Consider the following 13021-nt stretch of genomic DNA (forward strand, 5'->3'; position numbering starts at 1 on the left):
CGCCGCGGCCCGCTTCGATTTCGCGGCCTCGCTGCTGCCGAACGGAACGGCGCTGGCGGCGGGCGGAAACGGCGCCGCGGGCGTCGCCGCGTCCGCGGAGATCTTCGATCCGGCGACGGAGCAGTGGACCACCGTCGCGGCGCCGCCGGCGGCGGCGGCGGACCAGACGGCGACGCTGCTCCCCTCGGGGCGCGCGCTGCTGCTCGGCGGCTGGAACGCCGCGCCGCTCGCCGTCGCGCAGCAGTACGACGCGTCGTCCGCGGCGTTCGCGCCGACCGCGTCGATGGCCGAGGCGCGGCGGAATCACCGCTCGGTTTTGCTGCCGAACGGCAAGGTCCTCGTCGCCGGCGGCGCGACGGCCGAGGTCTACGACCCGGCGACGGGCAGGTTCGGCGCGCCGATCCCGCTCGTCGAGGGACGGGTGGGCCACACGGCGACGCTGCTGCGGAACGGCAAGGTCCTGATCGCCGGCGGCGTCGGCGACACCGGCGCCGAGCTGTTCGATCCGGCCGCGAACGGGGGGCTGGGCGGCGTCTCCGCGACCGGCGCGACGACGACGGCGCGTCGGAACCACACGGCGACGTTGCTTCCGGACGGCAGGGTTCTGCTTGCGGGCGGGCGGGACGCTTCGAACCAGCGTCTCGCTTCGGCCGAGCTCTACGACCCGGCGACCGGTTTCTTCACGGCCGCCGGATCGCTCGTCAAAGGGCGCGAGTTTCACACCGCCACGCTGCTGCCGAACGGGAAGGTGCTGATCGCCGGGGGCATGAGCATCTCCAACGGCCCGTGGGTCCCCGCGGAGCTGTACGATCCGATCACGGGCGCGTTCGTCGCCGGCGCGAACCTCGTCGCCGCCCGCTACTACCACACCGCGACGCTGCTGCCTTCGGGAAAGGTCCTGCTGGCCGGGGGACTGGTGAGCTCCGGTCCCGCGGGGGGCGCCGAACTCTACGATCCGGCGGCGGGTACGTTCGCCGCGACCGGCAGCATGGCGGGGACGCGGTACTACAACACGGCGACGCTTCTTCCTTCGGGGCGGGTTCTGATGGCCGGCGGCGTGGACGGCTACGCCTCGTTGGGCACGACCGAGCTCTACGACCCGGCGAACGGGACATTCGTCGTCGGACCCTCGCTCGCCGCGGTCCGCACCTTGGCCTCCGCGACCCTCCTTCCGAACGGGAGGACGCTGATCGCCGGCGGGTTCGAACTCGCGACGCAGGCGACCTTGGCGAGCGCCGAGTTGTACGACGCCGGCTCGGGCGCCGCCGAGGCGTGGCGTCCCGCGGCGAGCGCGCTGACCGATCCGATCGTCGCCGGCGAGAAGGTCGAAGCCGACGGCACGCTCTTCGCCGGCCTGAACGGCCTCGGCCCCGAGGGCTCGGGCGGCGGCTACCAGAGCTCCGCGACGAACTACCCGCTGCTTCAACTCCGCCGCCTCGACAGCGAGCAGACGGTCTTCCTGCCGCTCGATCCGCAGGCGGGGGCCTCGGGCACGTCGTTCACGTCCTCGACCGGGTGGTGCCTGCCTCCGGGCCCGGCGACGGCGACGGTCTTCGTCGACGGCATCGCGGGCGCGGCGCGCTTCGCGACCGTCGTCGTTCCCGCACCGACGATCGCCGGCCCGGCGATCAACCCCTGCGGCTCGAACGCGGCGACGTTGACGACCGAGACCGGCATGACGAACTACCAGTGGCTCCGCGACGGGAAAGCGATCGCCGGGGCGACGGGCGCGACCTACGCCGCGACGGCCGCGGGGAGCTACGCCGTCCGCTACACGCGCGCCTGCACGATCGTGACCTCTGCGGCGCACGCGGTGACGATCGATCCCGACCCTTCGCCGTCGGTCTCCGGCCCCGCGGAGGCGTGCGAGTCGGCGACGGTCTCGACCGGCGCCTTCGCGTCCTACCAGTGGAACCGCGACGGGGCGCCGATCGACGGCGCGACGGGGCGGAGCTACGTCGCGACGGCGGGCGGCGTCTACGGCGTCACGGTGACCAACACGCGCGGCTGCCCCGCGACGTCGGCGGGGAAGAGCGTCGTCGTGGACACGCATCCGGCGATCTCCGCCGATCCCGTCTCCGCCGCGGTCTGCGCCGGCGCCGACGCGTCCTTCAATGTCCAGGCGACCGGCTCGGGCCTGAGCTACCGCTGGCAGGTCAGCGCCGACGGCGGGACGAGCTTCGCCGACCTCGCCGACGGCGCGTCCTACTCGGGAACCGGCACGGCGACGCTCGCCGTGGCCAAGGCGGGACAGGACCTCGACGGCAAGCGCTACCGCGCCGTCGTCAGCGGAATCTGCCCGTCGCCCGCGACGTCCGCGGCGGCCGCGCTCGCCGTCGGCGGGCCGTACTCCGCGCCGCTCCTCGGGTCGGTCGCCGTCGTTGCGCTCTGCGAGCGGGACGGCGTGCGGGCGACGTTCGCCGCCGCGTCGGGCGCCGCGCGCCACGACCTCTACAAGGACGGCGCGCCGGTCGTCTCCGGCTACGCGTCGGGCGACGTCTACAAGCCGGGCGACGCGGCGCCGCACACCTACTTCGTGCGCGCGGTCAACGGCGCCTGCTCGGCCGACTCGGCGTCGTCCGCGCTCGCCGACGACGGCGTCACGCCTCCCGCGGTCGCGGGGCTCGCGCTCTCCAAGGACGCGGCGAACTTGAAGTTCGCGTGGACGCCGATCGCCGACCCGACGTTCGTGGACTTCTACGAACTGCTCCGCGCGGCGTCTCCGGACGGGACGTTCGACGTTCTGGTCGGCGACGCGAGCGGCGCCGCGGCGAGCGTCGCCCTCGCCGCGGAGCCGGCGACCGCCTACTACAAGATCCGCGCCGTGAAGCGGACCTGCCGCGGCCCGGCCGACTGACCGCCGCGCGCCGGGCCGGCGGTCCGTCGGCCCGGCCTGCGGTCCGTCGGCGCCCGAAACGAAAAGGCCCGCGCCGTCGCGGCGCGGGCCTCGCGATTCCTCGCGGCGGAAAGGGCGCTTCAGCGCTTTTTGGCCAGCGCCTTCTTCAGCGCCTGCGCCATCAGCGTCTCGCCGCCCTCGTCGGCCGAGGCCTTCGCCGACGGGCCGAGGTACTTGGCCCGCGTCTCGTCGTCGATCGCCCCTTCGGCCGGCCCCTTCTGGCTGAGGCTGACGCGGCGCGCGCCGGCGTCCACGGCGACGACCTCGACCTCGATCGTCTGCCCGACCTTCAGCACATCGGAGGGATGGTTGAGCCGCCGGTCGGCCGCGATGGCCGAGATGTGCAGCAGCCCGTCGATCCCCGGCGCGACCTCGACGAAGGCGCCGAACGGGGCGAGGCGCGAGACCTTCCCCTGGACCTTGCGCCCGACGGCGAGCGTCTCCGCGGCGCCGCGCCACGGATCGTCCTCGGCGAAGCGCATCGTCACCGAAACGCGCGGGCGGCCCTTTTCCTGGTCGATCTTGAGCACGCGCACGTTGACGGTGTCGCCGACGTTGAGCGTCGCCTTGACCTCGTCCTGGTTGCCCCAGCCGAGCTCGAACGACGGGGCGAGGGCGTGGATGCCGGCGCCGAGATCGACGAACACGCCGAAGCGCTCGACCTTGACCACGGTCGCCGGGCGGGTCTGCCCCTCGGCCAGTTCGGCGAGGAGCTGCGCCCGCTGGCGCTCGACCTCTTCGCGGACGATCGCCGAACGGGACAGCACGACGTCCTTGCCGCGGATCTCGAGGATCTTGAAGCGGAACGTCTGCCCGACGTATTCCGTCGCCGGCTTGGCCGGGCCGTAGTCGATCTGCGAGAACGGGACGAAGCCGCGCAGCCCCTTGAGGTCCACGGTGTAGCCGCCCTTGTTCTCGGACGTCACGCGCCCCTCGACCGGCAGGTTGGCCTTCATCGCCTCGGTCAGCTCTTCGAGGTTCATGTTCCGGGCGCTGGCGGCGCGGGCGAGCTTGATCCCCGCTCCGTCCGCGGCGCGGACGTGGAACTCGAAGACGTCGCCGACCTTGACGGCGGCCAACTCCTCGGCCGTGAAGTCCTCGCGCGCGACCGAGGCCTCGCTGCGCTGACCGACGTCCACGAGGAACGAGGTCTCGCCCAGCGCGACGATCCGTCCTTGCACGCGTTCGCCCGCGGCGAGCGGGGCGACCTCGTCCTTGCCGGTCTCTTCGAGCAGGCGCGCGAATTCGTCGCCCGCGGCGGCCTGGTCGAGGGAGGATACGTTGCCCTTGAAGCGCGAAACGTTCTGGTCGCTCATCGAGTCATCCTTTGCGGCGCCACAGTCTAGCCCACGCCGCGCGGGTTATCACCGTCCGGGGAGCGCGAGGCGCGGTCCGGGCCACGGAACGTGGTGCGGACCGAAGACGAGATAGAAGGCGTTGCCGCGCAGCGACCCCCACGCCGTGCCGATCGTCACCGAGCCGAAGCGCCCGGTGTGCAGGTCGGCGAAGAGCGAGTAGCCGTGGCCGTTGCGCGGCACGGTTTCGTCGGCGCGGTCCTCGCCGAGCTTCCACGCCGCCGCGCTCGCGCCGCCGACCACCGCCACGCCGGCGATGTTGGCGAGCTCGCGCCGCAGCACGAGCGTGCCGCGCAGCGTGTCGGGGGCGAGGCCGCGTCCCGGGAGCAGCCGCGGCGCCTCCCACCATCCGCCGGGATCGGTCCATCGGTCCTGCGGCAGCGGCTTGTCCTTCTCCGCCCGCGAGCCGACGCCGAGCAGCGCGAGCGACCATTCGCCGTCGCGCGTCAGCGGAAAGTGCGCGCTGAAGTCGGCGGAGACGACGCGGGCGCGGTCCGCTCCGGCGAACGGCAGCACGGCCGTCGCCGTCCAGGCCACGCCGCGCGTCGGACGCTGCGGATCGTCCCGCTTGTCGGCGCGCCACGTGACGTCCACCGAGAAATCGCCGCTGGTGCTGGCGTCGGCCGGCGTCGGCGGCGCGCCCGCCGTCGGCTCGAGCGCCGAGGCGTCCACGACGCGTCCCGCGATCCCGAGTTCGGCGCGGCCGAAGCGGCCGTTGGGCGTGCGCAGGCCGATCTCCGCCGCCTGCAGCCAGAAGCCGTCGGTTCCCTGCAGATCGCCGCCGACCGTGTAGTTCGGCACGAAGCCGCGCGAGAGGATCGTGCGGACGAAGAGCGGCGTGCGGCCGCCGGGCGGGCCGGCCTCGAAGCCGAGCGTTCCGCCGAGGCGCCACGCCGCGGCGCGCATCTCGAGGTTCCAGCGCTTCCAGCCGAGGAGCGAGGGCCAGGCCATCCGCCCCCAAAGCGTTCCGCCGAGGCTGTCCGAGGCGCCGACGTTCATCGTGAAGAGCCAGAGCGGCGGCTCCTCGACGTCGAGCCGCAGCGCGAAGCGGCCGTCCTCGCCGCGCGCGGCGTCGATCCCCTGCACCTCGGCGAACTCGCCCCGCGCGTAGACGCCGCTCAGCGCGTCGGCGGCGACGTCGAGGCGGGCCGTGCCCTGCGGCACGGCGTTGGCGACGAGCGTCGTTCCGGCCATGTCGCGGACGACGACGTCGGAGAGCAGCCCTTCCTCGACCTCGACGCGCAGCGCTCCGCTCTCCGGCGTCCACGTCGCGCGGGTCACGCCGGCGAGGAAGAACCCCGCGCGGCGCGCGTCCATCAAGCGGCTCTCGACGGCGCGCAGCGCCAGGGCGGGAGACGGCCAGGCGTCGGGCAGGCGGGCGAACGAGGCGTCGAGCGACGGCGGACGGACGACCTCCAGCCGGCGCACCGGCGGCTGCGGCTCGAGCTCGATCGCCGCCTCGCCGTTCGCGCCGACGAGGACGCGGCCGTCGGCGCCGTCGCCGCGCCGCAGCAGCCGGACCAGCTCCACCTCCAGCCGGAGCGCGGAGACCTTCGCCGGCAGGCCGAGACGCTCCGCGATCTCCTTCGCCTGCGCCGAGGTCGCCGCGCCGCGCGGGACGATCGAGACGACGTCGAACACGCGCTGGTCCTTGGCGTGCGCCTCGAGCGCGCGCAGCGCCGCGCCGCGGCCGCGCGCCCACGCGGTGCGGCCGGCGGCGAGGAACTGGTCGGTGTGGCCGGCGAAATCGAGGAAGCTGTACGGCCCGACCGCGACCGAGAGGACGGCGTCGGCTTCGGCGATCGCCGTCTTGCGTTGGTCCGCGGAGGTGAGCTCGAACGAGCGGGAGACCATCGCGCTGAGCGAGGTCACGTCGTCCACGTGGGGCAGGGCGGTTCCCTGCGCGGTCAATTGGACCGCGACGACGACGTCCGCGCCGAGGGTGCGCGCGACCGGCGCGGGGACGTTCTGCAGGAAGCCGCCGTCCACCAACAGGCGGTCCCCCAGCGGAACCGGCTTGAAGATCGGCAGACCGATGCTGGCGCGGACCATCGTGGCGATCGGCGCGCGGCGCGGCGCGTAGATCTCGCCGCTCTTGAGGTCGGCGGCGACGGCGCGGAACGGCGTCTTGAGGCGGTCGAAGTCGCCGCCGGCGATCGCGGCGGGGCGGGCGAGGTAGCGCGTCAGCTCCATCATGATCGCCGTGTCGGGAACCATGCCGTGATAGCGCATCCGCGAGCCGCTGCGCTGGCGTCCGGTGGAGAAGAGCGAGAACTCGTCGTCGAGCGGATCGGAGGGCAGGGCCATTCCCTTGGGGCGCGGCGGGCGCGAGAGCGCGAGGTTGAAGTTCGTCTCGCGGAACAGCCGCTCGATCTCCTCCGGCGCCGCGCCGGCGGCGACGATGCCGCCGACCAGCGCGCCGATCGACGTGCCCGCGATCGCGTCGGGCACGAGGCCGTCCCGCTCCGCTTCCTCCAGCAGGCTGACGTGGGCGATTCCCCACGCGCCGCCGCCGCCCAAGGCGAACGCCCAGCGGGGCGCCGCGGCGGGACGCCAGTCGGGGACGAACCGCACGACCCCGTCCGCCGGAATCCGCTCGGCCCGCAGTTCGACCGGCTCGCCGGCGGGCGGCGCGGCCTGACTCGGGGCGGCTTGGGGCGCCGCCGGCTGATCGGCCTGGGGCGCCGCGGGCGGATCGGCCGCGGCGGCGGTGACGAAGAGCGCGGAGGCGACGAGGGCGACGGTCGTGAGGACGCGCATCCGCAAACTGTAGCGCAAATGCGCGCCGACAAAAGACGCGCGCCGCGTGACGTCGGCCCGCGCGGGCGCCGCGCCGCGGGCAGGAAACATCCCCTGCGCGGGCGCCGCGCCGCGGGCAAGAAACGGCCCCCGCGCGGGCGGGGGCCGTCGTGCGGTCAGTTCCCGAACAGGGTCAGCCTTTCGCCTTCTTGATCTTCTCGATCGACGTCGCCTCGATCCACTTCTTGCCGTCCTTCTCGGTCACGACGCCGGTCACGCGCGCGGCCTTGTAGCCGGAGCAGGTGTGGCCGAACTTCTTCAGCGCGTCGTTCTTCACGAGGTAGTACTTGCCCGCGTTCTCCCCCTCGACGACGAGGACGTCCTGGCACTCCTTGGCGTCCGGTTCCTTGAGCGTGCAGTGGGCGCAGGCGATCTTGCCGGTGAGCGTGACGGGGGCGTCGGCGGCCCGCGCCGCCCAGGCGAACCCGACGACGACGATCGCCGCGGCCAACGCCGCGCGGACGATGAGGGATCTCATGCTGTCGCTCCTGTTCTCCTGCGCCGCGGCGATGCGCCCGCCGGCGCGAGGGGCGGAATATACGGCGGCGCCGCCGCCGTGCAGCGCGCGGAACGGCGCGCCGCGCCCCGTACCTCTTGGCGCCGTCCGCGCCGCTACGCGGAGGCCGTGGGCAGGAACCGCGGCGGGCGGCGCGCCTTCGTCGCCCGCTCGAAGGCGAACGCCAACTGCAGCAGCAGCGGCTCGCTGAAGGCGGGGCCGATGAAGGACAGGCCGACCGGGAGGCCGAAGACGTATCCGGCGGGGACGGTGACGCTCGGGTAGCCGGCGACCGCGGCGGGGGTCGAGCTGCTTCCGCCGAAGTGGTCCCCGGCGATCCAGTCGATCGTCCACGCCGGGCCGCCGGTCGGCGCGACGATCGCGTCCACGCGGCGGCGCTTCAGCGCCGCGTCGATCCCCTGCGCGCGGGAGAGCTTGCGGCACTTGGCCAGCGCCTCGTGGTACGCCGGAATCGAGTGCGGCCCGCGCTTCCGCGCCTCGAGGAACAGCTCCTGCCCGAAGTACGGCATCTCCTCCGCCTTGCGCTCCTCGTTGAAGCGGATGATCTCGTCCAGCGTCCTGACCGGCGCCTCCTCCAGGCCGGCGAGGTACTCCTCGAGGCCGGTCTTGAACTCGTAGAGCATCACTTCGAGTTCGTCGCCGTCGTACGCGCCGACGTTCGGGATCTCCGCCGGATCGACGAGCGTCGCCCCTTCCGTCGCCAGCGCGGCGAGCGCCTCCTCGAAGATCGCGTCCACCTGCGCGCCGGCGGCGACCAGCTTCCGCGCGACGCCGATCCGCGCCCCCTTGAGCGAGGCGTCCTTGAGGAACGGCCGGTAGTCGCCGGGAACCTTGCCGCGCGCCGCCGCCGTCGCGGGATCGCGCGGATCGACGCCGGCGATCGCCCCGAGGAGGATCGCCGCGTCGGCGACGGTGCGGCACATCGGCCCCGCCGTGTCCTGCGACGCCGAGATCGGCACGATCCCGGCGCGCGAGACGAGGCCGACTGTCGGCTTCACGCCGACGACGCCGTTGACGCTCGAGGGGCAGACGATCGAGCCGTCGGTCTCCGTGCCGATCCCCGCGGCGCAGAAGTTCGCCGCGACCGCCGCGGCCGAGCCGGAACTCGAGCCGCAGGGCGTGCGGTCGAGGGCGTACGGGTTGCGCGTCTGTCCGCCGCGTCCGCTCCAGCCGCTCGAGGAGCGGGGCGAGCGGAAGTTCGCCCACTCCGAGAGATTCGTCTTGCCGAGCAGCACTGCGCCCGCCTCGCGGAGGCGCGCCGCGACGGCGCCGTCGCGCGCCGGCCGCGCCTCGAGCAGGGCGAGCGAACCGGCGGTCGTCTTCATCCGGTCGGCGGTGTCGATGTTGTCCTTGATCACGATCGGCACGCCGTGCAGCGGGCCGCGGACTCCCTTGCTCTTCCGCTCGGCGTCGAGCGCCTCGGCGATCGCGAGCGCCTCGGGGTTGATCTCGATCACGCTGTTGACGCGCGGCCCGGCGGCGTCGAGGGCGGCGATCCGCTCGAGGTAGAGCTCGACGAGGCGCTTCGACGTCGTGCGGCCGTGGATCATCCGCGTCTGCAGCTCCTCGATCGTCGCCTCGGCGAGCTCGAACTCGTCGGACGGCGGCGCGGCGCCGGGGGCGACCGTCCCGCAGGGCGCCGCGGGCGGCCGCTGCGGCGCGTTCGGCGGCGGGCCGTTTCCCGGCGTGTCGGCGCGTGCGTCGCCGACGAGCGTGACGGCGGCGAGCGCCGCCCCGGCGCCGAGCCCCTGCGCGAGAAACCCCCGCCGGTTCAGTCCGCCGCGTTCCCCGTCCGGCCGTCCCGTGCTCTCCGCCATCGTCGAACCCTCCGCGCCCGCCGCGGGACGCGTCGTGCCGCGGGTCCGCGGCGCCGTCCCCGCATCCGGCCGCGCCTCGGCGGCCGGGCGGCCGTCGCGGGAATTGTCCGTCGAAGAAGGCGTGGAGCGGAGGGGACGCGCGCCGTATATCCGCGTGGTCCCATGTTTCGCGGCGCCCTGGTCCGCGACCCGCGCCTTCCGCGGGATGTTCCGCCCCGGACCGACCTGCCCCCTCCGCGGCGCCGTCCGCGCGTCGTCGCGCCCCCGGTCCTCCGCGGGGAGGGCTCGATGTCCATCCACCTCAAGTCGGCGCTGTCTCTCGCGGCCGTCGCCGCGATCGTCTCGTCGCCGGCCGCCTTCGCGGCCGTGCTCTGCGTCCGCCCCGGCGGCAGCGACGCCGACACCGGCGCCTGCTGGGACCACGCCAAGGCGACCGTGCAGGGGGCGATCGACGCCGCGGCGGAAGGGGACGAAATCTGGGTCGCCGCCGGGACCTACCCCGAGCACGTCAAAAACCGGATCGTTTCGGAGATGGCGGTGAACGTCGCGCTCTACGGCGGCTTCGCCGGGACCGAGACGGCGCGCTCCCAGCGAAACGTCGCGGCCCACCGCACGGTCCTCGACGGGACGAACAGCGGCATCGTCGTTTCGATCACCGGAAGCGCCGGACCGGCGACGCGCCTCGACGGCTTCGACGTCGTCCGCGGCTACGCCACCGGCACGACGAGCTACGGCGGCGGAATCTACGTCCTCGGCTCGGCGCCCGTGATCGCGAACAACCGGATCATGTCCAACCTCGCCGACGGCGCGGGCGGGGGGATGCTCGTCTGGGCCTACCGCGTCGTGCCGCCGGAGGCGCAGCCGCAGATCCTCGACAACCTGATCTACGGCAACCGCGCCGCGGACGGCGGGGCGGGGATCGCGATGGTCGGCGCCTCGCCGGAGATCCGCCGCAACGTCGTCGCCCGCAACTACACCTCCGGCTTCGGCGGCGGCTTCGGCTGCTGGACGACCGAGTCGGCGAAGATCTGCTCGCCGACGATCGCGAACAACCTGATCTTCGAGAACTCCGCCAACTTCAAGGACGTCGGCGCGCTCCTCGGCGGCGGCGGGATCTTCGCCTCCGGCCACGGGCTCGACGGGCGGGCGATCGCCTTCGGCGTCAGCGCGCCCTTGGTCGAGGACAACGTGATCGCCGCCAACGGCGCGGTGGAGAAGGGGGGCGGGATCGCGCTCGTCGATTCGGACATTCAGGCGGCGACGATCCTCAACAACACGATCTTCGCCAACAACGGCTCGGCGGTCTATTGGAGCCAAACCTTCCCCACGATCGCCAACAACATCGTCGCCTTCAACACCTGGGGGCTGGAGCGGGAGAACGAGGGGGCGACGGCGGCGACGGTGCTGAGCAACGACGTCTACGGCAACGCCGTGCAGGCGACGGCGGCGAACTACAAGGGGATCGCCGACCAGACCGGCCTGGGAGGCAACATCTCCGCCGATCCGCGGCTTGTGGACTACGCCACCGGACGCTTCCACGTCCAGTCGAATTCCCCCTGCATCGGCGCGGGGAACGCCGCCTACGCCGGGGCGGGGCGGACCGACATCGACGGACAGGCGCGGGTGCAGGGGGGCGCCATCGACATCGGCGCCGACGAGTCGGACGGCACGCAGTGGGACGCGACGATCCCGGTGGTCCACGTCCTGCCGACCGGCGACGACGCGCACGACGGCCTCGCCTGGGCGACGGCGGTCAAGACCGTGACCGCGGGGATCGCGGCCGCGCAGGCCTACGGGGCCGAGGTGTGGGTCGGCGCGGGGACGTACGTCGAGCGGTTCTGGCTGCCGGCGTGGGTCCATCTCTACGGCGGCTTCGCCGGAACGGAGACGACGCGCGCCGCGCGCGCCCCGCGGCTGCACGAGGCGATCCTCGACGGCGACGGCACGCCGAACGTCGTCTTCAGCGCGCTCGCCGGGCATCTCGTCAGCGCGCTCGACGGATTCACCGTCCGCAACGGCGGCGTCTACACCGGCGGCGCCGTCCCCTCGCCGAACCGTCCCGGCGGCCGCGGCGGCGGCGTCGACTGCAACGTCAGCTCGCCTTTGATCGCGAACAACGTCGTCGCGCGCAACTCGCTCGGCGACCCGTTCACCGTGACCGATTCGACCGGCGCCGGGCTCGGGCTGTACGGCAGCTACTCGCTGGTCGCGGGGAACACGTTCACCGACAACGAGGTGCTGGAGAGCACGGGGCAAGGGGGCGCGATCCTGATTTCGAGCGGCGCGCCGCTGATCTCGGGGAACACGATCAGCGCGAACCACGCCCGCTACGGCGCCGCGATCTACGCCGTCAAGGCGCGGCCGGCGATCGTCGGCAACACGATCACGCAGAACTCGCACTACCTCCAGGCGCCGCTCTACATGGGCTCGCCCGAAGGGGCGGTGGACATCTGGCTCTGCCAGGACGTGGACATCGAGCGGAACACCGTGAGCGGGAACGTCGCCTTCACCGGCGCGGGGATCACCGTGCAGAGCACGTTCCAAGGGCGGATCGCGGACAACGTCGTCGCGGGGAACGTCGCGCGCGACAGCTCGGGCGGCGGCGGGATCGGCGGCGGCGTCTACGTCGAGATCGTCCAGCAGCCGACCGGGACGCTCTCCGTCGTCGGCAACACGATCGTCGGCAACACCGCCTCGGACAGCTTCCTCGGCGAGCGCGGGGGCGGCCTGGCGATCGTGCTCCTCTCCGCTTCGGACCTCGTGGCGAACAACCTCGTCGCCTTCAACTCTTCGGGGATCTGGCAGCATCCCGGTTCGTCCGCCTCGACGACGCTGGCCTCGAACGACGTGTTCAACACCGGGGCCAACTACATCAACCTGACCGCCGCCCCGACCGACCTCTCGATCGACCCGTCGTTCGCGAACCGCGCCGGCGGCGACTACCGCCTCGTCTTCGGCTCGCCCTGCATCGACGCGGGCTCGAACGGCGCCGTCGCCGCGGGTGAGCTCGACCGCGACGGCTCGCCGCGGGTGCGCGACGGCAACGCCGACGGCGTCGCCGTCGTGGACATCGGCGCCTACGAAGCCACCGACGACCGCGACGGCGACGGCGCGGCGGACTTCGTGGACTGCGCGCCGCTCGACGCGACGGTCTGGGCCGTGCCGATCGACGTCGGCGACGTCGTCATCGCGACCGACAAGACCCACCTGTCGTGGCGCTCCCTCGCGACCCTGGCGGGGACGGCGACCGTCTACGACCTCGTGCGCGGCGCGGCCGACCACTTCCCGGTCGGCGCGGGCGGGTCCGAGACGTGCCTCGCCGCCGGCATCGCCGCGACCTCGTGGAACGACACGGCGGCGGTGACTCCCGGCAAGGCGATCTTCTACTTGGTCCGCGGCCGGAACGTCTGCGGCCTCGGTCCCTACGGCGCGCAGTCGAACGGCTCGCAGCGCTCGACCAACGCTTGCCCTTGATGAGGTGAAGGAGGACGTCGTCCTTGCCGCTCTCTCCGGGCACGCGGATCGGACAGTTCGAGATCCTCTCGTTCCTTGGCGCGGGAGGGATGGGGGAGGTGCACCGCGCGCGCGACCTGACGCTGGGGCGGGAGGTCGCGCTGAAGTTCGTCGCCGGCGTCGT

The 13021-nt window shown here is 73.4% G+C and carries 6 protein-coding genes; 2 read left to right on the forward strand and 4 right to left on the reverse strand.

What is annotated here, in order from left to right:
- The coding region (locus LLG88_12160) for a hypothetical protein (protein ID MCE5247656.1) at positions 1–2857 on the forward strand (2857 nt) is incomplete at its 5' end.
- Between the two features lie 119 nt (positions 2858–2976).
- On the opposite strand, the gene LLG88_12165 is transcribed toward LLG88_12160, so the two are convergent.
- The 4 genes from LLG88_12165 to LLG88_12180 form a co-directional block, all read right to left on the reverse strand.
- Positions 2977–4212, reverse strand: a complete 1236-nt coding sequence (locus tag LLG88_12165; protein ID MCE5247657.1) for a S1 RNA-binding domain-containing protein — start codon at positions 4210–4212, stop codon at positions 2977–2979.
- Positions 4213–4260: 48 nt separating this feature from the next.
- Positions 4261–7011: a patatin-like phospholipase family protein gene (locus tag LLG88_12170; protein ID MCE5247658.1), complete on the reverse strand. Its 2751-nt coding sequence runs from the start codon at positions 7009–7011 to the stop codon at positions 4261–4263.
- Positions 7012–7183: 172 nt separating this feature from the next.
- Complete coding sequence (locus LLG88_12175) at positions 7184–7528, reverse strand: hypothetical protein (GenBank protein MCE5247659.1); 345 nt, start codon at positions 7526–7528, stop codon at positions 7184–7186.
- 134 nt (positions 7529–7662) lie between these two features.
- Positions 7663–9384 (reverse strand): amidase, encoded by a 1722-nt coding sequence (locus tag LLG88_12180; GenBank protein MCE5247660.1) that lies wholly within the window; start codon positions 9382–9384, stop codon positions 7663–7665.
- A gap of 288 nt (positions 9385–9672) precedes the next feature.
- Here LLG88_12180 and LLG88_12185 point away from each other — a divergent pair, with 288 nt between their 5' ends.
- A complete protein-coding gene (locus tag LLG88_12185) occupies positions 9673–12858 on the forward strand; it encodes a right-handed parallel beta-helix repeat-containing protein (protein ID MCE5247661.1) in 3186 nt (1061 codons plus the stop codon).
- Positions 12859–13021: the final 163 nt, after the last annotated feature.

The sequence above is a fragment of the bacterium genome (assembly GCA_021372775.1).
Lineage (GTDB): Bacteria > Acidobacteriota > Polarisedimenticolia > J045 > J045 > JAJFTU01.

Excerpts from the sequence above, each read along its gene's own strand:
- LLG88_12165 (MCE5247657.1), bottom strand. The coding sequence starts at position 4,212 with ATGAGCGACCAGAACGTTTCGCGCTTCAAGGGCAACGTATCCTCCCTC.
- LLG88_12170 (MCE5247658.1), bottom strand. The coding sequence starts at position 7,011 with ATGCGCGTCCTCACGACCGTCGCCCTCGTCGCCTCCGCGCTCTTCGTC.
- LLG88_12175 (MCE5247659.1), bottom strand. The coding sequence starts at position 7,528 with ATGAGATCCCTCATCGTCCGCGCGGCGTTGGCCGCGGCGATCGTCGTC.
- LLG88_12180 (MCE5247660.1), bottom strand. The coding sequence starts at position 9,384 with ATGGCGGAGAGCACGGGACGGCCGGACGGGGAACGCGGCGGACTGAAC.
- LLG88_12185 (MCE5247661.1), top strand. The coding sequence starts at position 9,673 with ATGTCCATCCACCTCAAGTCGGCGCTGTCTCTCGCGGCCGTCGCCGCG.